Consider the following 21992-nt stretch of genomic DNA (forward strand, 5'->3'; position numbering starts at 1 on the left):
GGATGAATAAACCGATCGGCAAAATCATATCATACAGCTTCCTAACCCTGATGCTGGTATTCTCGATCTTCCCGTTCTACTGGATGTTCGTAATCGCTTCCCGGACGACTGCCGACACCAACAAGTTTCCGCCGGCCTTCACCCCGGGCAGTCAGTTCATGAGCAATATCGACAAGATGTTTAATGAGTACAACATTCAATTCTTCCGGGCCCTTGGCAATACGGCACTGCTGGCTACAACGCTGACACTCAGCGCCTTGTTCTTCTGCTCGCTGGCTGCATTCGCATTCTCCAGACTGAGCTTTAAAGGCAGATCGTTCCTGTTCATCTTCCTGCTCATGACGATGATGATTCCGGGGCAGCTCGGCATTGTGCCGCTGTATATTATTATGACTAAATTCGGCTGGATTAATGATCTGCGGGCCGTACTGCTTCCCGGTCTCGTCAGTGTATTCGGTGTATTCTGGCTAAAGCAGTATATGGACAGTGCGGTTCACCGCGAGCTGATCGAATCAGCGAGAATGGACGGCTGCACCAACTTCCAGACCTATTACAAGATTGTGGTTCCGATTGTGAAACCAGCTATGGCTACTCTGGCTATTCTGACCTTCATGAATGTGTGGAATGACTTTCTGTGGCCGTCGATCGTCCTGAAGGACCCTTCGGTACAGACCATCCAAATTGCGATCCGCAACCTGAACAAGGTGTATTACAAGGACAATGCGGTGATTATGACCGGAACCTTCCTTGCGACAATTCCTCTGCTCGTAATGGTCTCGATCTTCATGCGGCAGTTTGTAGCGGGGATTACGCAGGGCGCTCTGAAGGGATAATGGTCTGAGAGTTAGCACACAAAAAGGCAGCTTTTTGTATAGAACGTTCAAACAAACCAACCGGTTCCGGCTGGTTTGTTTGGCTTGAATACGGAGCTCCATGCAGCTTAAAGTAATTTTTACAAAAAAAGAGAGATTTATATTGACGCTGTAGGACACAGCGGATATAATCTTGTTGAAAATGATAATCGTAATCTTTACATTCTTTACTCAACAGGGCAAGCGACTCTAATTTAAAAATTTGTTCTAGAGGGATGTTGAGATGGCACAGGTAATCGATTTTATTAAATGCAGTCCGACCCAGAATATGACCATCCTAGTTCGGACCGATCATCCGGCTGAGGATTACACGCGGATCGCTACTCGAATCATGTCCTATGACAGTGTGTATGCGGAACAGGTCGGATTTATTGGCAAACCGGCGAATAAGGAGGCAGCAGCACACCTGCAGATGGCTGGAGGCGAGTTTTGCGGGAACGCTTGTATGGCACTGGCCGCCCTGATCGCATCCGAACAGGCAGTGGAGCAGCAAAGATGGACGGAAATTGTGTTGGAGACGTCGGGGACCGATTATCTGGTCAAGTGTCTGGTGAAGAAGAATGCCGAGCTCTACGACTGTCAGGTCTCGATGCCGGTTCCGAGGCAGATTGAACTGCGGTCCATCCATTACGATGGCACCGAGCTGGAGATTATCATTGTCAGGTATCAGGAATGTATTCATATTGTCATGGAGGAAGAGCGTTTCAACGAGCTTGAGAGGACAAGGGCGCAATCACTGGCTAAGCTGCTTGGCGTGACGCTGGGAGCGAGCTTGATAGGCATTCTGCTGTACAATCCGGCTTCGGAGGAAATGGCTCCGCTTATCTACGTTCCATCTCTCGACAGCATGGTATGGGAGAGGGGGTGCGGATCAGGTACAGCCTCTATCGGAGCCTACTTGGCATGGAAGAGCGGCGGGGCTATCGCGGCTCATATCAAGCAGCCCGGCGGGACGATCCAAGTAAAAGCTGATTATCACCAGGGTTATATCGTAAATATTACAATCCAAGGAGCTGTCGCAATCGTAGCTGAAGGCAAGGCTTTCCTGCATAACTAGTCCACCAACCAATCGGATCGGGGTGATCACAAGTGCAAGCAACCGCAAGTGTACAGCTGCATTTAACTGATTTTCTGGATAAGTTTAACGATCTGGCAGCGAGATATAATCACACTACGCAGCACAGCCTGGAGCTGGAGCAGCTGATTGATCAATATTCCGCCTACATAACGAACAAGAGTAACAGGGACATATGGGAGCAGCTTGAGCAGCAGGATTCAAAGGCATTCAATTCGCTTGTTGAGGAACTGAGACAGCAGTCGGCGCGCTGCGTCGCCATTATGGAGAAATACCGGGCCATGAAGCTGCTGGGCGGCCAAGTCGAACTGGGTGATTATTTTCAGAACATTGAGGCCTGCATTGAGCAGGAATTCGGAAGCTTCCAGGTGACTTCTGATTCCAAAGTGTTATTGGTAGGATCGGGATCTTTTCCCATGACGCCATTATTAATTGCTAAGCGGACAGGAGCCGAGGTGGTCGGCATCGATATAGACGAGGAAGCTATTGATCTCGGACGACAGGTGGTGGACCGGTTAGGAAGCGGATTAAACATCCGGCTGGAGAGACTGTATGTGGATCAGCTCGAATGTATTCAGGACGTGACTCATATTATCTTTAGTTCGACTGTAGCAATCAAGTATGACCTGCTCGACCAGTTACATAGCTTAACCAACGAACGGGTGGTCGTAGCTATGCGTTACGGAGACCAATTAAAGTCCCTGTTCAATTATCCAATGCGTGAGGTGGATGGCAGCAAGTGGCAGTTGGCCAACCGTATTCTTCGTCCGGATCATATCTTTGATATCGCCTTGTATACGAAAGCGTAGATCATCTTTTTTCGGGAAAGGGAGGTCTGTATGAGTGATTTCAAGCGTGTCTTGGTACTGGGGACGGGTCCTGCTTCCATTCAGCTTGCTGTGTCCCTTAAGAATAAGCTGGGATGTGCAGTTGGAATAGCCGGGCGGGAATCGGTCCGTTCGGAATCCTTCTTCCAGGCTGTTAAGGAAAGCAGTCAGCTCATCCGGGCAGATATTCAGAATGAACAGCACAGACAGCTCGAAGGTGAATGCTTGCTGGATGAAGTGTTCCGGGGGTACGGAACGATAACGGGGGAATGGGACACTCTGATAATGTCTGTAACAACGGATGCGTATATCAGTGTCCTGAAGCAGATCAATGACCAGGTGAAGAAGCAGGTCAAATGCATCGTTCTCATCTCGCCAACGTTCGGCTCCAACAGCTTGGTGAGACAATATATGAAGGACCGGAACAGTGATGCGGAGATCATCAGCTTCTCCACCTATCTGGGAGACACACGCTGGAAGCATGAGCGGCCATCCAACCAGGTACTGACGACTGCAGTGAAGAGGAAGGTCTTCATCGGCTCAACACGCCGTCCTTCCCAGAATATTGGCAGGCTGTGTGAGCTGTATGAGCAGCTGGGCATGACTCTGGAAGTCATGGATTCGCCGCTTGAGGCAGAGAGCCGGAACATATCGCTGTACGTACATCCGCCGCTGTTCATGAACGACTTCTCGCTGGCTGTCATATTCGGAGAGGTTAACGTGCCCAAGTACGTGTATAAGATGTTTCCGGAGGGGCCGATCACACAGCAGCTGATCCGCAGTATGCTGGCCCAGTGGAAGGAGATCACGGCTGTTACCGAGAGGCTGAATATGACGGGCGTTAACCTGCTGAAATTCATGACCGATGACAATTATCCGGTGAGACTGGAGAGCTTATCGCGGCATGATATCGAGAATTTCTCCCGCCTGGAACCAATCCATCAGGAATACTTGCTGTACATACGTTATACATCTCTGCTGATTGACCCGTTCTCCGAACCGGATGATCAGGGCAGGTACTTCGACTTCTCTGCTGTGCCGCTCCGGCAGCTGTTTGTGAACAGGGAAGGATATCTTGATATCCCGAGAATGCCGAAGGAGGATTATTACCGGATCAAGATCATTCAGGGTATCGCCAAGTATCTGGGCGTTGCTTGTCCAACCATTGATACCTTCATCGCAACTTATGAAAGCAAGCTGAGGCATGCTGCTGAAGCCCGTCAGGGCGAATTACTATCCGATGCCTTCGTCATCCGCAGCTTTGAGGAAGATTTGAAGATGATATGCAGCGGGATTGTAAAATTTACAGAATCAGAAGCGTTGAACTAGCGTTTACTAACAGGGGGAAGCCAAGTGAAATCGAGCAAAATGACCAAATTTCTATCCATCTGCACACTATCCGTTGTCCTGGTGGCAGGCTGCAGCAGCGGCAGCAATACAGATACAGGAACGACAACAGATACGGGAGCCAAATCAGCTTCCAAGGAAACGAAGCAGGAGATTATCTATGCATCGTCCAAGGATATTCTCGATATGAATCCGCATCTGTATTCAGGCTCCATGCCGGCCCAAGGAATGGTGTATGAGTCACTGGTAGAGAATACCGCTGATGGAATCAAGCCGCTGCTGGCTGAATCGTGGGATATCTCCGAGGACGGTAAGGTGTATACCTTCCATCTGCGTGAAGGTGTCACCTTCCATGACGGCTCACCGTTTAACGCCGAAGCCGTGAAGAAGAACATGGATGCTGTACAGAACAATGCGGAGAAGCATTCGTGGATCAAGCTGTCTACAAAAATCGTAAGCGTCAATGTGAAGGATGAACACACAGTCGAGCTCGTTCTATCCGATACCTACTATCCTGCATTGGTAGAATTGTCGATGACCAGACCCTATGTGTTCATCTCCCCGAACGATTTCAAGAACGGAGAAACCAAGGATGGCGTGAATGGCTTCAGCGGTACCGGCCCTTATAAACTGGTGGAACACAAGGTCGATCAGTATGCGACCTTTGAGGCCAATGAAAGCTACTGGGGCGGCGCGCCAAAGGTGAAGAGAATTATATCCAAAGTTCTTCCGCAGGGAGAAACGACATTCCTGGCCCTGCAAAAAGGTGAAGTGAATATGGTATTCACGGATGACCGGGGTGCTGACAGCCTGGACGTCGAAGCGATGAACACATTGGTTGAATCGGGTGACTATCAGCTTGTCAGAAGTGAGCCGATGAATACGAAGATGATTGTGGCCAACAGCAGCAGAGCGGGTAATCCGGTACAGGAAACAGCTGTCCGTGAAGCGATCTGGTATGCCATCGACCGTGATACGATCAGCGAGCAAATATTTGAGGGTACGGAAGCCCCGGCGAATACGCTGTTCTCTTCCAATGTCAATTACGCTAATGTTGACCTCAAGGAACGCGGCTATGACGTGGAGCAGGCAGTCAAGCTGCTGGAAGAGGCAGGCTGGACTCGGGAGAATAGCAGTGCGGTCAGAACGAAAGGCGGCAAGCCTTTAGCCATGAGCCTGTATTATGACGTTAATTCATCCTCTCAGAAAGTGCAGGCGGAATTTATTCAGCATTCCTTGAAGGAGATCGGCATGGAGCTGGAGCTGATCGGCGAGGAGTCCACCTCTATTGCGAACAGGAGATCAACGGGGGATTACGATTTATTGTTTAACCAGACTTGGGGACTGGCATATGATCCGCAGAGCACCATCTCTGCTTTCACCTCACCGTCTTCTTATCTGCATACGACAAGCGGAATTGCGAAAGCCGATGAGCTGTACCAGAAAATCGAGGATGTTATGGTTTCGACCGATGAGGAAACACGAAAATCGCTGTATGCTGACATTCTGACGGTGGTTCATGATGAAGCTGTCTTTATCCCGTTGACGAATGGCAGTGTCACTATGGTTGCGCCTAAGCAGCTGCAGGGCATATCATTCAAGCAAACACAATTCGAGCTGCCATTTGAACGCATGCACTTTGAATAAGTAAAGGAGATTTGCTATGGGGCGCTATATCGTTCGCAGGCTGCTGATCTCTATTCCTTTACTACTGGTGATTTCATTCCTGACCTTTATCCTTATCAATCTGTCTCCACATGATCCAGCCGAGCTGGTGCTGCAGGCTCAGGAGGTCCCTGTCATTACGGAGGAACTGCTTGTTCAAACAAGGGAAGAACTGGGGCTGGATCAGCCCTTCCTGGTCCAGTACATAGAGTGGGCGGTGGCATGCCTGCGGCTGGATTTTGGAGAGTCGTATGTAACTGGAAAGCCGGTGTGGTCGATCCTGGGGCCGGCTTTCTTCAATACCTTAAAGCTTACCTTGGTATCGGTTGCAGTTATTGTCCTGCTGTCGATCGCCTTGGGTGTGATTTGTGCGCTAAGAGAAGGAAGGCTGGTGGATAAATCGGTCAGAGGCATATCGTTCTTCCTGACTTCGATGCCTTCTTACTGGCTTGCGGCTCTGATGATCTGGTACTTCTCCGTGAAGCTGGACTTACTGCCGACAAGCGGGATGGACTCGTTAGCCAGCTATGTTCTTCCGGTTATTGTGATCGCGATCAGCTATGCGGGCATTTACTTCCGTTTCGTCCGCAGTGCGATGATCAGCAACCTGAACGAAGATTATGTCCTGTATGGCAGAGCATGCGGCCTCCCGGAGAAGAAGATTACAAAGCATATTCTGAAGAACTCGCTGCAGGTTTCCGTTTCGGTGTTCTGCATGGCGATTCCCATCATATTGGGCAGTACTGTTGTCGTGGAAAATGTCTTTGCCTGGCCGGGGCTGGGGAGCCTGAGTGTCAAGTCGATCTTGAGCCGTGACTTCCCCATGATTCAGGCTTATGTGCTGGTATTGGCGGTCGCCTTCGTGCTGTTCAATACGCTGTCCGACATTATCAACGCGGTAATAAACCCGAAATTAAGGAATGATCTCTAGATGACCATGCTGAGAAACATATGGAAAGATAAACTGGCCGCCATTTCGTTATCCATTCTTGCCATCGTGCTGACTGCAGGGATATTCGCTCCGCTGTTTGCGCCGCACGACCCGAATGAAGTCAATATGAAGCTGCGGTATGCAGCCTCCTCATGGGAATATCTGCTCGGGAATGACCATCTAGGCAGGTGCATCCTGTCCCGATTAATATATGGCATACGTCCAAGTGTGCTGTGGGTACTGGCCGCATTGGCAGGTTCTGTGATGCTCGGAACGGCTGTCGGCTTCGTTGCGGGCTTCTTCAGGGGAAAAGTGGATGCCGCCCTAATGCGCGTCTGTGATGTGATGCTGTCTTTCCCTGGCTATGTAATGACACTTGCAATAGTCGGAATTATGGGCGTAGGTCTGGAGAATATTCTAGCGGCATTCATCCTGACTAAATGGGCCTGGTTCGCACGCATTATCCGGACGTCTGTGCTGCAGTATGCCGAATCGGAATATGTACGATTCGCCAAGGCTGCAGGTGCCGGCAGTTTCCATATCATCCGCAGGCATATCATTCCGGTAACAGCGTCTGATGTAGCTGTTGTTGCAAGCAGCTCGTTCGGCTCGATGATCCTGCAGATATCGGGTTTCTCCTTCCTCGGACTGGGCGTTCAAGCGCCTACAGCAGAGTGGGGTATGATGCTGAACGAAGCAAGAGAGGTTATGTTCTCTCGGCCGGAGCTGATGCTGGCACCAGGGTTGACCATCATTATCGTCGTATCCGCGATAAACTTCTTATCGGATTCACTGCAGGCTGCCCTTGATCCCAAATTAAGGACGTCAACAAGCAAGGCAGCAGAGCAAACGTCTGCTGTGTCTGCGAAGCAGCTCCTGGGAAGAGAGGTGGCATAATTTCGTATGAACATACTGGACGTCAAGAATCTGAAAATCTGGGATGGCTCAACAGGCCGTACGATCGTACCGGACAGCTCGTTCCAGCTCAAGCAGGGCACATGTCTGGCTATTGTAGGAGAAAGCGGCAGCGGGAAGTCCGTAACCTGCAGGTCGATCATGCGGCTCAATAAGGGCTCGATCTGCCAATCCGGTGATATCCTCTTCCAGGGGGAGAATTTGAGCCTTCTCTCCGAGCAAGAAATGCGCAGGAAGAGGGGAAAGAACCTGTGCATGATCCTGCAAAATGGCATGCGTGCATTCGATCCCTCCTGCAAGCTCGGTGTGCACCTTAAGGAAACACTCGATCAGCACTTCAGCTGGAGCAAGCAGGCGTTCACAGATCATATGGCTAAGGCCATGGAGAGCGTCATGCTAAGGAGCCCGGTTGAGCTGATGAATAAATACCCGCACCAGCTGTCGGGCGGCATGCTGCAGCGCGTCATGATCGCGCTGGCGATTGCACTGGAGCCGGATATCATTATTGCGGATGAACCAACTACAGCACTCGATACCATTTCACAATTTGAAGTGGTGGAGCAATTTATCCGCCTGCGCGAGGTGATGGGCTGCTCGATGATCTTCATATCTCATGACCTGGGTGTCGTCCGGAAGATTGCCGATGATGTTCTGGTGATGAAGGATGGCGAGATTGTGGAGAGAGGGACCACCCAGGCGATCTTTACAGAAGCGAGGCATGAATATACCCGGTATTTAGTCTCTTCGAAGCTTGCGCTTAGTCAACATTTTGCGAACGTTATGGGAGGAATTGCCCTTGCTGACCGCTAGTCATGTTCACAAGTCCTATCGTAAGGGCGGACTCTTCTCAAGGGAGAGCCAGCAGGTGCTGCGGGATGTCAGCTTCGAATGCGGGCGCGGCGAATGTCTGGGCATTATCGGGGAGAGCGGCAGCGGAAAATCCACATTAGGCCGTCTCATTCTGGGTATCGAGCGGCCTGACAGCGGCTCCATTCGCTTCGAGGGACAGCCAGTAGAGGATCGTAAGGTGCGGCAGGGCAGTCTCAGCGCAGTCTTCCAGGATTACACCTCCTCCATAAACCCGTTCTTCACGGTCGAGGAAGCAATTATGGAGCCTCTGAAGCTGCAGCGGAAGGATCAGCAGTATGACGCCTGCAAGGTCGATGTTTTGCTGCATCAGGTAGGCTTGAATCCGTCCTACCGGACCCAATATCCCCATGAGCTGTCCGGCGGGGAGGCCCAGCGTGTATGTATCGCCAGAGCTATTTCAACAGAGCCGAAGTGTATTGTGCTGGATGAAGCCATCAGCTCATTGGATGGTTCTGTCCAGATGCAGGTCCTTGAGCTGCTCAAGGAGCTAAGGGAAATCTATCAGATGAGCTACATCTTCATAACGCATGACATCCAGGCGGCTGCCTATATTTGCGACAGCCTTATTATTTTCCGTGAGGGACAGATTGAAGAGAAGATCAGGATCGAACAGCTGAAAGACGTTCAGTCGGCTTACGCACGGAAATTACTGCAGATGATCATTACATAGAAGAGTCAATTATGAGGGTGGAATAGATTACAGAATAGGTTTAGAAGGAGTAGAACCGATGTGAGTGGTGCGATGTCTTGGCCTTTCCTGCGTCTCTATCTGTTAACGCTTCTGTACTTTAGTGCCAATGCTATATTGAATGTCATGATTCCCCTGCGGGGAGAGGATCTGGGAGCCAGCAACACGACAATCGGCATCATTATGGGCGCGTATCTGTTTACAACGATGTTCTTCCGGCCGTGGGCGGGTCATATGATCCACAAGCATGGTCCAATCAAGGTGCTGCGGATTATTCTGATTCTGAATGGTTTTGCCTTGATCCTGTATACCTTCACCGGTTTAGGCGGCTATCTGGTGGCCCGCAGCCTGCAGGGCGTGTCGACCGCTTTCTTCTCCATGGCCCTGCAGATCGGCATTATTGACGCGCTGCCGGAGAAGGACCGGTCGCAGGGGATCTCCCTGTATTCGTTATGCTCCTATATGCCGGGGATTATTGGTCCGCTGCTGGCGCTTGGCATGTGGCAGGCTGGGGACATGAGCTATTTTACCGTGTCGATGATCGCCATCGCCGTATTGACGGGTTTGGTAGGCTACACTGCCAAGATGGACCCGGAGCAATCACAGCCGGCACCGGCTGATACAGGACAGAGAACCGGCATGTTTCAGTCCTTCGGTCAGCTGGTGACGAATCCGCATCTGTTCAGATGCAGTGTCCTGATGCTGGTTGCCTCGCTTATTTTCGGTGCGGTAACGACGTTTATCCCGCTGTATGCCGGGCAGGTAGCAGGCGGCAATGCCGGTGTATACCTAATGATCCAGGCAGCTGTCGTCGTCCTTGCCAGGTTTACGGTACGGAAGAAAATACCTTCAGACGGCAGATGGCACTCCTCCTATATCATGGGGATGATGCTGATTCTGGCCATAGCCGCGCAGTGTGTCAGCTTCTCCACGACTGGCGGACCTGTCTTCTTCTATACGGGAGCTGTCCTGATGGGTACGGCGCAAGCACTTATCTATCCGTCGCTGACGACGTATTTGACCTTCGTGCTGCCCAAGCTGAACCGCAATGTGCTGCTCGGCTTGTTCATTGCAACGGCAGATTTGGGCGTGTCTCTTGGCGGGATCATAATGGGGCCGGTAGCGGATCTGTCCTCTTATTCATTCATGTACATGATATGCGCAATCTTGGGCGCGTGCATGGTGGCTTTCGCCTACGAGAAGCGGAAAGCAATTGTGGATCAAGATACGGAGGAGGAGAGGGTAAATTTCTCTGGATCGAGCTAAAGGGACTGCTATAATACGAACGACATATACCTGAATTATGGGGAAAAATGAATGAACGACAAGCCACTTTCTACGCATGGCGTAGCTGGTGGCTTTTTTTACATTATGGGTCTCTATAACGAAAATAACCCCTCCTATTGACTTGAGGGGACAGTATATATAAAATAAATATCTAAATAACATTACTATATTATAACATATAAATAAAATTTTGTCAAGTTATATTTCAAATCAGAGATGGCGATTGAAAAAGGAGAGATAATGATATGTATTTATCTCGCATCTTCAACAGCTTGAATCAGTCTGTGCAGGAGCAGTATAGAACTGAATTACTGGCATTGAATGATAAAACGAGAGGTTATGGACTGGTCTTGACTCCGGAGGATATCAAGCTGATGCTGCTCGCTAGAAATCAGATCCTGTACAGCTATGGACGTGTTGAATTGAGCATTGAAGCGACCAAAGAGCTTATCGAATTGTTCTCAACTTCCGCGTTCATCCAGCAGGAGAGCTATGCAGATACCCTGAACGAGCTGCACGAGATATATTACTATCTGAAGAACGAAACAGAAGACCGAATTAGCGACTTGAAGCTGCTCCATCGGATGAAGGATTTGTTTGAGGAGGAGTGCGGAGGTTCCTTAGACCTGCTCAAGAGCAAGCTCGAAGAGTTTGCCAGTGAGTACCGAAGGGAATTGCAGCAGAACGAGCTTACTCGTGAAGGAGCCGATGATGAATGGAATCCGAACATCTAAACGTCAGCCGGGAGCTTACCACCCGGGACAGGGTTCAAAAAACCCGGCTGCAGGGAAATCAATATACGATTTCGTTGATGAACGCAGGCTTACAGGCAGGACTGCTGACAAGCCAAGAAGTGGCGCGGATTCAGAGTGCGTTCATGGAGATTCTGCGCGACCTTATTCATAAACACACCCGGGGAGAGAGCACCTCGGTCACAACGGAAACAGCAGAGAATATCCTGACTTCTATTCTATATGCATCGGATGCCTACTTGTTAAGCTTCGAGGAGCCGGAAAAGGCGATCACCTATCTCAAGGCGGTTGACCCTCGCCGCATTTATGACAAAGGCGTAGAGAAGGTTAACCAATGCTTGGAAGAAGTCAAACTGCTGTATAAGGAGCTCAAGGCCAGTAAACTTGAGATTCCTGTGGATGCCTATAACATGACAATTGATGAATCCCTGCCCGTCTTCTTCCGAAAATATGGTGTCATCTTCGACGCCCATAACACAATGGCTAGTATTGATTATCCGCTCGCAGTAGATGATATGCGGCTGCAGGGTGTTTTCTATATGAAGCAGTACATGGAAAGGCTGAAGCTCGAAACCGGCTTTTGCGCCCTGTACGGTCAGCAGGAGCTGTTAAGTCTGCTGGCCAACTATGGGAGGGAATGCCGATTTAATTACCGTATCGAGTTGTTCAATATTTTTGAGCTGGTGATGAGTAACGCGGTATTCTCAATTTTATCAGGCGGTGCAGCCAATACGCTCCGTATATCCGAGATTCAATATTTGCGGTTAGAACAACAGCTCAGCAGTCTCGCGAAACCGCAAATCCGGACCCTTATCAATGAAGCGGTAGCAAGTCTGCAGCAGGAGCTTACTATTGATTCAGAATTGAAGGCATATATGGACAGGTGCCAGGAAAATCTCATTCAACGCGTCAAACATGCCGCCAAGCATAACACCTTACGCAAGGTCATTATTACAGAGAGGGAGGACGAGACGAAGTCTCTTGTCGTTTATTTTAACAAAGAAGAACGAATGAGCGATGTCCAGTTAAGAAGCGTACTGCAAGAGATCATGGCATTCGACAGGAAGGAAGACAAGGTTAACCTTATCCGTTCAAGCTTTCATTCCTTCCATGATTATCTGGATATGCTTGAGTCGGATTGCTTGTACGGGGAGGAATATGAGGCGTTATTTCGGTCGTTTGGCGTTACCGAGCTGGCTATACTGGCGAAGATCGTATTCTGCGAAGAGCTGCGGAGCGAGTCATTAAATTTGTCATCTATACTTCTGTTGGAGCAGCACTTTCAAGCCGAGTGGCAAATGCAGTTTGTGCAGAGTCTCCAGCGTATGAGCCGGGATCGGCTGGAGGCAGTAGAGAGGAATATGAATGATATAGACTATGAACACATGACATTTTATTGATCTGCTTGAAAAGAAAGAACTCGCCGGTTGGCTTGATCCCGGTGGAAGCGGCGCTCGCCCATACTTCCACCGGGATAGGCATTGCTATTTCACCAGTGAAGACGGCCAGTTGCCGTACCAGGCGTAGCCTGTTCTGCGTTCCTGATCAATATCGCTCAGCTTGTATTTTTACGATGCCATCCCGCCCGACAAAGATTGGCTTGTTCGTGCCAATCTCATAGGAACGCGCCCAGATAGGGGTCGTAACGCTGGGATCGTTAACTAGTGTAACATCTGTGCTTGTTTTTACAATACGGCTACCGGTAAGCTTAACCGCCTTAAACCATTCCTCAGCAGCTTTAATAGAAGCTGTAATCTGAGATGTTGCAGGCCGGGTCTTCAGGAACTTAACGATGCCGACACTTTCATTGGCGCAGAGAGAAGGCACTTCATAAGCCCGGGCACCTGCAGGCTTGAGCGTTACTGAATCATGCTGCTGCCCCCATACGGTCAATTTCCCGTTCACAACAACTTGTGTTCTTAGGAAGTTGTCCACTCCTTTAGCCACCGCTGTCCTGCTTCTGCCGGTTAGCGTGCTGTCCACAAACGAGAAGTTCCCTTGACGGTTCGCGACTTCATCCAATAATATCATGACATTTACCATGGCATTATCATTGTACGTAATATGTTTGTGGTAGCCGGAGCTGTTGTAGATCTGCGGCCAGCCGCCGTTGCTGTACTGCATATTCAAGAGGAAGTTAATCCCTTTAATAGCGGCGGCTGATGATGTCAATTATAACCGGAATAGGCAGAAATAAAGAGAAATCCGTATCGCTTTAATGATACTTTCGCAATGGATGTGAAAGGATTTTCATGATATGGTGATATAAGTTATTTCGAATCTTAATTAGTTAAGTTAAAGGGGGATAATGGTGTCTAGTCAATCTCCATATGAGTTCAAAGTCCGTCATGTAATCCTTCTTTTTCTAGCCCTGTCAGTACCGTTCTCGTTGTTAAACTTTAGTGCGTATCTCAAGGGAAACATGCCAAGCATCTCACAAGCACTTTATTCAACCGTCTTTATTCTACTGTGGTTTGGATGTGCATTTTTCCTGAGCAATAAGAATGTAGGGATTAAGGCAGCCTCATGGTTCTGGGGCGGAGGAGCATTGCTGTTGATCCCAGGATATTTTGGCATATTCAACTTGCCAGTATTATTTATTTTTGCTGGCTCACTGTATGGCTTGAGATATTTCATCGGACTTCCATCGGATATGAATTTTGCCCTAATAGGTATCCTTATCGCATACGGAGTAACGTTAATGGGCTGGTTGTTAGGCAAGCTTAAGGGCAGCCCTCAATGAGAGCTGCCCTTAAGCTTGCGTTTGCTATACGACCATAAGACAGCCTGCGTTAAGAGACAACCTTCAGCTGTTCCTTGCCGAAAGTGCCGTGATCGTGGAGCAGGGGGTGCTCGATCTGGATCGTTGAATGAGCAATACCGTATTGGTCCTTGAGCAATTCACAGATGGCCAGCGTCACGCACATAGGCTGAATATCCTGCTGGACGAACACATGCGCTGTCAGAGAATACTGGTCGGTTGCGATCGTCCAAACATGCATGTCATGAACATTGCGAACGCCTTCGACTTCTGATATAGCTTGGCGTATTTCTTCGAGTTTGAGATGATCGGGTACCGTGTCCATCAGAATGCGGTAGGATTCCTGCACGATCCGGAAGCCGCCAGCAGCGATGATACCTCCGATCACCATACTGATGAGCGGATCGAAGAGCAGCACACCGGTGAAATAGATGAGCACGGCCGAAACAATAACACCAACAGAGCTTAACAGGTCTCCGATGAAATGCCACAATGCACTCTGAACGTTAAGGTTGTTCTCTTCCTTCATGCTCCGGCTGAGCACGACTGTGAGCACCACATTGACTAATAGTCCGATAGTGGCGATGCCCAGCATCAGTCCAATGTCGATTGGCTCAGGACGTATAAGGCGGTAAATCCCCTGAATGAAGATGCCGCCGGCAATGATAACGAGTGCCAGTCCGTTCAGGAAGGAAGCAATGGTCTCGAAACGCACGTAACCGAAGGTATATTTGCCGTTCGGCTTGCGGGTCGCCATATAGATTGCGGTCATGCTGAGCCCAAGGGCAAGAACATCTGAGATCATATGAGCGGAGTCAGACAGCAGGGCGAGTGAATTCGATAGAAGGCCGCCTACAATTTCTACGATTGTAAAGATGAGCGTTAAAATTAAAGTTATCCAGAGCGTCTTCTTGGTCCGGGTCTGTTCCTTACGGTGACTAATGTGGTGATAATCCTTTTCCGGCATAGAGTCGAACCCGCCTTTCGTAAATTAGAATAATTATAATTTTCTTGTGATCTAACTATACGAAAGGACAAGGGTTTTCGGCAAGTGAACGTTATATGGATCCCGGGAGTGATAATCAGCGTCATAGTGGTTATGTATGAACATTTATGGTAGAATATGGGACATTAGATTGGAGGGCATACAATGGAACTTCTTATAGTAATTATCATCATAATCGGTTTAGCCGGCATTATTGGAAATCAGTACTCCATGATTAAGCGAATGGAGGGGATTGAGAAGCTACTCCGTGATATAGCGAATAAGAGAGAGGGTTGAAGCTAAATGCGCACCTTTCTATGTCTTAATATGCTTAGCTCACTAGCGGTTATTAACAGTGTTGCGGGTCTGCGATTCAGAAAAGCTATATAAATCGAATTGTGACTTCCATCATGCATCAGGCTGCAGAATAAAGCGTTCTGCGGCTTTTTTGACTTGCCGTGATATAGTTTGTAGTTGGCATGCTCGTAAACACGATTATCCCCCGAAAACGATCCCTTTCTTTGCACGGGATTTGTGATAGAATAATTTAGCTGTGAATCTATAAATTGATGAGGTGCATGATGGGCGACGGATGATAGCAGATCTTGCAGGATCATATATTTGAAAAGGACTACTTTGGGAGATTTTGCACGAATCGTCTCGCAGACAGGAGAGAGAAGTTACTCATGAAGCCATCACAACAAGGCTTTGGTACATATGTTTTTATCACGCTTATACTCGTCGTCATCGTAGCAGGTGCCAGTCAAGGGCTGCTGCTGCCGCTGCTGTCCATCTGGCTCGAGCAGAGGGGCATCTCGGCACAAATGAACGCTCTGAATTCAGCTGCTCTGTATATTGGTATATTTGCGACCATGTTCTTCATCGAACGTCCGGTACGCCGCTATGGATTCCACCCGGTCATTCTAACCGGAATTATTCTTGTGATAGCCGCGTCCATCTTGTTCCCATTCACAGACAACCTGGTCATCTGGTTTGTGCTCAGACTAGTGGTTGGGGTCGGAGACAGTGCTCTCCACTATGCAGCGCAGCTTTGGATCGTATCGAACTCCCCGGCAGAGCGGCGCGGCCGGAATATATCACTCTATGGCATGGCTTACGGAATCGGATTCTCCATTGGACCGTTGGCAATAGGCTTAGCTCACTACGGTAATGCCGTTCCGATTGTCATCATGAATATATTATTCGTTATCGTGCTTCTGATGGTTCTACGAATGCGGAACGAACGGCCGCCCGGGACTGATGAACCGCGAACGAACGTCCCGCAGGAGAACCGGTTTCTCCGGGTGTATCGTCTGGCATGGTTTCCGCTGATTCCGGCATTCCTGTACGGCTATATGGAAGCGTCCATGAACGGCAACTTCCCGATCTATGGCTTGCGGCTGGGATTGGATTCTCTGGAAATCGGCTACCTGCTGCCGTTGATTGGAGCTGGCAGCCTGATATTACAGCTTCCTCTGGGCATATGGAGTGACAAAATTGGCCGGAAGCCGATCCTTATGTTATGCGGTATCGTTGGAGCCTCAGCGTTTCTTGCCGTGCCGCTAGCCGGTACCAATGTCTGGATCATTGGCGCTCTATTCCTGCTGGCAGGCGGAGCCATAGGCTCCTTCTATTCACTTGGTCTGGCTTATGCTGCCGATCTTCTTCCTAGATCAATACTTCCAACGGCCAATGTGATTGCGTCTATTCACTTTTCCCTTGCCAGCCTAATCGGACCCAATGCAGGCGGTTGGCTGCTGCAGCATGTGTCTTTGTCGAGCCTGTTCTATGCGATGGGCAGTGTGTATATTTTGTTTGCTTTCGCAGGCTTTCGATTCCGCAGGTCCAGCTCGGAAGCGCAGGAAACCTCACCAACTTAATGATCAGGAATACCAGCAGACCCTGCGCAGGGGTCTGTTTTTGTTTTGCAGCAGGCTAGGGTTGGCAAGGATTAGAAAATAAAGATTGACTATAACGATATATCGTTATATTATGGCGATATATCGTTAAATCAATACGTTATAACGTATATCACAAATAAGAGGTGAGGATATGAGATATTATCATCCGCATACCCACAGTGACAAACAGTGGGGCAGTCACGGGTTTCATAGGGGAAGCGGCGGCCAGGAACGATTCGCTAGACATCGTCATGGCGGCTGGCAGGGCGGCCGGGGTGGCCGGGGAGAAGGCAAGCGCAGGTTCTTCGAGCGGGGCGAGTTTAAGTTTGCGCTGCTGGAGTTGCTGGCTGCAAAGCCCATGCATGGATACCAGTTGATTAAAGCAATGGAAGAGAAGACAGGCGGATTGTATACCCCAAGCGCCGGTTCAGTGTACCCTAATCTGCAGCTGCTGGAAGAAATGAATCTGATCGGCAGCGAGGAAGCGGAAGGCAAGAAGCTGTACCGGATTACCGATGAAGGAGTCGCACATCTCGGCGAACGCAGAGAGCAGGAAGCAGAGCGTCAGGATGAGCGTTGGGACCGCCATCGGAAGCATCACCGGCCGCATGGAGGCAAGCACGGCAGACGCGAGCTGCACGGCTTGATGCAGGAATGGTCTGAGGTTGTTTATCTGCTGGCAGGCGCGGCAGGTGAAGCACAGGTGAATCCCTCATCCAAGCAAGCGAAGGATTTTCAGGAGTTAATGGCAGATCTGCAGACCAAGCTGGAGACAATGCTCGCTCCCGGCAAAGGGGACCCGGCTGAATCGCCAGCTGAAACGGGCGAATAAGGGAGTGAAAGAGATGGCTGAACAGGAACAAGAACGGCATCACAGGGGTAACAGAATCCCCATGCTGAATACCGGTCATATCAAGCGCAAATGGTTAAACTTTCCGTTACCGTTAATATGTATGAAGTGAAGGCAGTGAAGGAAATCGCAAGTAAAGAATAGCAGCTTGATCAGACAAGAGCCCGAGACCACCCCTGCAGGCGGTTCCAGGCTCTCTTTTATCTTGAATCGATTGGCAGATTTAGATAGAAGTGTCTCTTGAAGCTTCTTATGAGGAAATGGCAAGATGGCTATCCGCATAGCAAATTTGGTCTCTTCCATTATGCTTGGCTTGGTAGAGTGCGCGATCTGCCCGTTCATACATGTCCTGATGTCTTGTGCAGTCTTCGGAGTAGAAGCAGATGCCTACGGAAACCGTTAGACGAAGGGAGAGGTCCTCGCGATCTGCTGCAAATACATGACTGCGGACGTTTTCCTGAAAATGTTCAGCAGTTCTCGTTACCTCTGTGGCATCCCGATGAGGAATAAGAACGGAAAATTCCTCTCCTCCGTTGCGGCAGACGATTTCGTGACGGCCTGGGAAAGCGTGCTTCAGAAGTCCGGCCATCTCCTTCAACACTTGGTCTCCAACCGGATGCCCGTAGGTATCATTGATGTGCTTGAAATGGTCGATGTCCATGATGAGAAGGGCCAAATTACTCTTGCCGCGCTTCGCTTCTGCGAAGAGCCGCTCCGAGGCCATTGCATAATAACCGGCGTTGTACACGCCCGTTAAACTGTCCTTCGTAGCCAGCTGTTCGAGCTGCTTCTTGGACTGATATGCCCTGTGCATGTAGTCTACATAATAATAGATTAGGGCGCCGCTAATAATTTCAACTGAACAACGAATCAGGCTCGTAGTTAGTGTATCTCCTAGCATCCAGTACAGCTTAATCTGGAACAAAATATTGAGGCACAGCCATACCTGCCAGTTCTTCAGTGGTAGAAACCGATAAGCCAGCACAGCCACAATTCCGAACAAAATGATGAACAGATCGGGGTTTGCTAGCATACCGCCAATAGGCTGGAAACTGCTGATCTCTACTGGCCCGCCTGAAGGCATAATCATGTTAGGATCGTTAGCAGCCGGTACTTGGGACGGACGTCCAGGCTTCATAATGATTTGCCCGATCACTAGCGCAATGAACATACCGACTGGACCGCCATAGACAGCCGCCAGGATAAAGATGTTGCTGCCAATGAAGATGGGCATTGAGCTGTCTGGAAGCGTCAACGGAAACCTCAGGCAGATATATTGAATAATGCCGAAGCCAGTGCCAATGATAATCTGTCTGAGGAGCTTGGATGTAATGCGCTCTTTATAATGAAAGTACAATTGGAACAGTATAAACATGGTCATGAAGTTCAACGAGATTTGCTGAAAGAGCGCAGGAAGCAAGATCTTCACCTCAGAGAACAGAGTTTTGTAAGTTATCTAATTCGACATTAAACGACAAATACCTCTAGAGACTTACTGGAAGGGAAGCTCTCATGCAGAAAAAGCCCCTAGTGGGGCTCTAGTCGAAATGGTACACGGCTGCATTGGATATTGGCGAGTTTAGCGCGCTTTCCTCCTAAGATGTAGCTTAGGCCAGTTCGTCCTTTGACGCTCTTTAGAAGTCTCTTCAGGAGCCTTAAATATATCGTTCTGCCACATATGGTACAGATAAATAATCAACGAAAAGCCGATCATCATCGCATAAATGGCTATTGTAGGCAAAGATGACTCGGCGGATACAAATCCTAATCTCCCCAGGAGAGGATACGCAAGGTACATAAACAAGCCGTCCATCACAAGATTAACTGTCAAATAGAGCCAGAACTGCCCGTAGGTGAAGCGGAACACCCAGATGACCACAATGAGATACGCTCCGTATACCCACGGAACGGGCATGATTCGGTCCCACCCGAATAGACTGGACTTGGACTCATTCCACCAATTATAATAATAAGCTGCTTGGTATGTTAGGGTATGGATAATCGTCATAAGCAAGGCTACAGGCATATATCTGCGAATAGTATCTGGCTTTAACAACAGCAGGGAAGCCCAGGGCACAATAAGGAGAGACCAAAGCACAATTTGCTTCACGGCAGACAAACCCTCCGATGCAGTTTTTTGTAGTATCCGTCCTGGCACCGAATTTATGCGAATAGCTAGCAGAGGGAGGAAATTATCATGATGAAAGCAGTCATTCTTGAAAAACCGGGAACACCGGAAACGATGCGTCTGACAGATGTCATCATCCCAGAGCCTGGACCAGGCCGCATTCGCGTTCGCGTCAAGGCCGCATCGCTTAATCCGGTCGACTATAAGGTTGCCGCAGGCGGCCACCCAAGTTGGACTTATCCGGTTATACCAGGTATTGACGCCGCCGGCATTGTCGATGCCGTCGGTGAAGGCGTTACCCGCTGGAAGGCTGGTGAGCGTGTCGTCTTCCACGGCGATGTCGCGATATCGGGAGCCTTCGCGGAATATGCCGTTACGACGGCACATACTGCGGCTGCTATACCGGAAGGCTTAACTTATGAAGCGGCAGCTGCTTTCCCGTGTGCCGGACTAACAGCTTATCAAGCACTCGTACGCAAAATGAGGTTCGAGGCTGGACAGAGTATCTTCATTCATGCAGGTGCAGGCGGTGTCGGCGGCTATGCGATACAGCTGGCCCGCACGTTAGGCGCCGGACAGATCATGACAAGCGCTTCTCGCCATAATTTTGATTATGTGACTAATCTGGGTGCTGACGTTGTGATCGACTACAATTCGGATAATGTCCATGAACGAATCATGGAGCTGACTAACGGCCGAGGTGTCGACTGCATTCTGAACACGGTCAATCGTGCGACTGCGCAGGCAGATTTGTCTGCACTGGCCTTTGGCGGGCAGCTCACTTGTATTGCGGGTTCGCCCGAGGTCGTTGCGGATTTTCAGCCAAGCTGGAAATCGATCACCCTGCACAAGCTGATGCTTGGTGGAGCTCATACCTCTGGAGACATTCATGCGCAGGAAGACTTGGCGCGGATGGCTGATGAATTTATGTCGCTCATGCTTGAGAAGCAAATAGATCCGATGATCAGCGAGATGATCAAGCTCGATGAGGTTCCCGCTGCACTGACACGCCTTTCGCAGCGCCATGTGCGCGGCAAGATCGTTGTCGTGCTATGATCTGTTAAGCGTATACACTCATTCCCTAACCCGTTTCTGCCGTGTAGGCGGAGGCGGGTTTTCTTGTACATAAGGGAAGTAAATAAAAGATACCGGAAGTAAAGAAGCTCCACTGTCAGCGGCTAGAGGGGCCCCTATATAATCGAAGAAAGAGGAGGAGTCAGCCATGAAGGGGACCTTTAGACAGTTCTACCGCAACATCCCGCTTCACCTTATGATCATTCCCGGCATCATTATTGTGCTCATCTACAGTTATATACCAATGGCGGGGCTGATCATTGCATTCCAGGACTTTTCCCCGATTGCGGGGTTCAGGAATATGACGTGGAACGGACTTGATAATTTCCGCTATCTGTTTGAGCTTCCCGGCTTCTATCAGGTCGTGTGGAACACCGTCTTCATATCCGTTATGAAAATAACCGCTGGCTTGACGGTACCTGTTATCGTCGCACTGCTGCTGAACGAAGTTCGCACAATCCTGTTCAAACGTACGGTCCAGACCATTATCTACATGCCGCATTTCTTCTCCTGGGTTATACTTGGCGGCATTATTGTCGATGTGCTGTCGCCGGGCGGAGGGATCGTGAACCTGTTCCTGAAATGGATTGGCGTTCAGCCGATTCAATTCCTGGCGAGCAACGACTGGTTTCCGTATATACTTGTCATCACAGATCAATGGAAGGAATTTGGATTCGGAACGATCATCTATCTTGCCGCACTTACGAGCATCGACCGTTCGCTGTATGAGGCAGCAGTAATCGACGGGGCATCAAGGTGGAAGCAGACCTGGCATATTACGCTTCCGGGTATACGTCCCATCATGATTCTGATGCTGACACTGAGTCTCGGCAACGTGCTGAACGGCGGTTTCGACCAAGTGTTTAACCTGTATAACCCGCTCGTCTATGAATCGGGCGATATTCTGGATACGATGATTTACCGGATCGGCCTGCAGGATGCTCAGTACTCGGTGTCAACCGCACTTGGTCTCATTAAATCAATCGTATCGCTGATTCTGATCGGCGTCGGATATTTTCTAGCATACCGGGTTGCGAATTACCGGATTTTCTAATAGGGGGTGG

General features: G+C 49.5%; 22 protein-coding genes. 17 read left to right on the forward strand and 5 right to left on the reverse strand.

Translation table 11 applies throughout. The features are described from left to right. Nucleotides 1-2: 2 nt before the first annotated feature. From DNH61_RS03415 to DNH61_RS03470, 12 genes are all read left to right on the forward strand, one after another. Nucleotides 3-833, forward strand: coding sequence for a carbohydrate ABC transporter permease (locus DNH61_RS03415; protein ID WP_111145267.1), 831 nt, complete (start codon nt 3-5; stop codon nt 831-833). A gap of 262 nt (nt 834-1095) precedes the next feature. Then, on the forward strand, nt 1096-1929 hold the full coding sequence (locus DNH61_RS03420; protein ID WP_111145268.1) for a histidine racemase CntK family protein: 834 nt from the start codon (nt 1096-1098) through the stop codon (nt 1927-1929). Nucleotides 1930-1961: 32 nt separating this feature from the next. Beyond that, nucleotides 1962-2756, forward strand: coding sequence for a methyltransferase domain-containing protein (locus DNH61_RS03425; protein ID WP_111145269.1), 795 nt, complete (start codon nt 1962-1964; stop codon nt 2754-2756). A gap of 30 nt (nt 2757-2786) precedes the next feature. Beyond that, nucleotides 2787-4103 (forward strand): opine metallophore biosynthesis dehydrogenase, encoded by a 1317-nt coding sequence (locus DNH61_RS03430; RefSeq protein WP_111145270.1) that lies wholly within the window; start codon nt 2787-2789, stop codon nt 4101-4103. A 39-nt stretch (nt 4104-4142) separates the two neighbouring features. Next, nucleotides 4143-5768 carry a staphylopine-dependent metal ABC transporter substrate-binding lipoprotein gene (cntA, locus tag DNH61_RS03435; RefSeq protein WP_111145308.1) on the forward strand — a complete coding sequence of 542 codons (1626 nt, stop codon included), beginning with the start codon at nt 4143-4145 and terminating at the stop codon, nt 5766-5768. A 16-nt stretch (nt 5769-5784) separates the two neighbouring features. Next, nucleotides 5785-6717, forward strand: coding sequence for a nickel/cobalt ABC transporter permease (gene opp1B, locus DNH61_RS03440; RefSeq protein WP_111145271.1), 933 nt, complete (start codon nt 5785-5787; stop codon nt 6715-6717). After that, complete coding sequence (gene cntC, locus DNH61_RS03445) at nt 6718-7614, forward strand: staphylopine uptake ABC transporter permease subunit CntC (protein WP_111145272.1); 897 nt, start codon at nt 6718-6720, stop codon at nt 7612-7614. It abuts the gene before it with no gap. A 6-nt stretch (nt 7615-7620) separates the two neighbouring features. Next, the gene (cntD, locus tag DNH61_RS03450; RefSeq protein ID WP_111145273.1) at nt 7621-8442 is read left to right on the forward strand and encodes a staphylopine uptake ABC transporter ATP-binding protein CntD; all 822 of its coding nucleotides are present in this window, start codon (nt 7621-7623) and stop codon (nt 8440-8442) included. Continuing rightward, nucleotides 8429-9172, forward strand: a complete 744-nt coding sequence (locus DNH61_RS03455; RefSeq protein WP_111145274.1) for an ABC transporter ATP-binding protein — start codon at nt 8429-8431, stop codon at nt 9170-9172. Before cntD ends, DNH61_RS03455 begins: the two co-directional genes overlap by 14 nt. 60 nt (nt 9173-9232) lie before the next feature. Then, nucleotides 9233-10456, forward strand: coding sequence for a staphylopine family metallophore export MFS transporter CntE (gene cntE / locus DNH61_RS03460; protein ID WP_111145275.1), 1224 nt, complete (start codon nt 9233-9235; stop codon nt 10454-10456). A 266-nt stretch (nt 10457-10722) separates the two neighbouring features. After that, nucleotides 10723-11211 carry a DUF6323 family protein gene (locus DNH61_RS03465; protein WP_111145276.1) on the forward strand — a complete coding sequence of 163 codons (489 nt, stop codon included), beginning with the start codon at nt 10723-10725 and terminating at the stop codon, nt 11209-11211. Continuing rightward, nucleotides 11193-12629, forward strand: a complete 1437-nt coding sequence (locus DNH61_RS03470) for a DUF6179 domain-containing protein (protein ID WP_111145277.1) — start codon at nt 11193-11195, stop codon at nt 12627-12629. Before DNH61_RS03465 ends, DNH61_RS03470 begins: the two co-directional genes overlap by 19 nt. Nucleotides 12630-12713: 84 nt before the next feature. On the opposite strand, the gene DNH61_RS26670 is transcribed toward DNH61_RS03470, so the two are convergent. Together DNH61_RS26670 and pelA are read right to left on the reverse strand one after the other, a co-directional pair. Continuing rightward, nucleotides 12714-12788 carry a pectate lyase gene (locus tag DNH61_RS26670; protein WP_342771371.1) on the reverse strand — a complete coding sequence of 25 codons (75 nt, stop codon included), beginning with the start codon at nt 12786-12788 and terminating at the stop codon, nt 12714-12716. Next, entirely contained in the window at nt 12775-13353 is a 579-nt protein-coding gene (gene pelA, locus DNH61_RS03475; protein ID WP_245947899.1) for a pectate lyase, read from the reverse strand. Before pelA ends, DNH61_RS26670 begins: the two co-directional genes overlap by 14 nt. A 187-nt stretch (nt 13354-13540) precedes the next feature. Between pelA and DNH61_RS03480 the strand changes: the two genes are divergently transcribed. Beyond that, a complete protein-coding gene (locus DNH61_RS03480) occupies nt 13541-13972 on the forward strand; it encodes a hypothetical protein (protein ID WP_146240938.1) in 432 nt (143 codons plus the stop codon). Nucleotides 13973-14021: 49 nt separating this feature from the next. Here the strand turns inward: DNH61_RS03480 and DNH61_RS03485 are convergent, their stop codons facing one another. Further along, nucleotides 14022-14957: a cation diffusion facilitator family transporter gene (locus tag DNH61_RS03485; protein ID WP_111145279.1), complete on the reverse strand. Its 936-nt coding sequence runs from the start codon at nt 14955-14957 to the stop codon at nt 14022-14024. 704 nt (nt 14958-15661) lie between these two features. Between DNH61_RS03485 and DNH61_RS03490 the strand changes: the two genes are divergently transcribed. Beyond that, nucleotides 15662-16855 (forward strand): MFS transporter, encoded by a 1194-nt coding sequence (locus DNH61_RS03490; protein WP_111145280.1) that lies wholly within the window; start codon nt 15662-15664, stop codon nt 16853-16855. A 172-nt stretch (nt 16856-17027) separates the two neighbouring features. Next, complete coding sequence (locus DNH61_RS03495; RefSeq protein ID WP_111145281.1) at nt 17028-17708, forward strand: PadR family transcriptional regulator; 681 nt, start codon at nt 17028-17030, stop codon at nt 17706-17708. 268 nt (nt 17709-17976) lie between these two features. Here DNH61_RS03495 and DNH61_RS03500 read toward each other — a convergent pair whose 3' ends face one another. Both DNH61_RS03500 and DNH61_RS03505 read right to left on the reverse strand, forming a co-directional pair. Then, on the reverse strand, nt 17977-19146 hold the full coding sequence (locus tag DNH61_RS03500) for a GGDEF domain-containing protein (RefSeq protein WP_111145282.1): 1170 nt from the start codon (nt 19144-19146) through the stop codon (nt 17977-17979). A 159-nt stretch (nt 19147-19305) separates the two neighbouring features. Beyond that, a complete protein-coding gene (locus DNH61_RS03505; protein WP_111145283.1) occupies nt 19306-19836 on the reverse strand; it encodes a hypothetical protein in 531 nt (176 codons plus the stop codon). Nucleotides 19837-19923: 87 nt separating this feature from the next. Between DNH61_RS03505 and DNH61_RS03510 the strand changes: the two genes are divergently transcribed. Both DNH61_RS03510 and DNH61_RS03515 read left to right on the forward strand, forming a co-directional pair. Beyond that, nucleotides 19924-20910, forward strand: coding sequence for a zinc-binding dehydrogenase (locus DNH61_RS03510; protein WP_111145284.1), 987 nt, complete (start codon nt 19924-19926; stop codon nt 20908-20910). Between the two features lie 166 nt (nt 20911-21076). Then, nucleotides 21077-21982, forward strand: coding sequence for an ABC transporter permease (locus DNH61_RS03515; RefSeq protein ID WP_111145285.1), 906 nt, complete (start codon nt 21077-21079; stop codon nt 21980-21982). The last annotated feature ends 10 nt before the right edge of the window (nt 21983-21992 follow it).

The sequence above is a fragment of the Paenibacillus sambharensis genome (assembly GCF_003233845.1).
GTDB lineage: Bacteria > Bacillota > Bacilli > Paenibacillales > Paenibacillaceae > Paenibacillus_I > Paenibacillus_I sambharensis.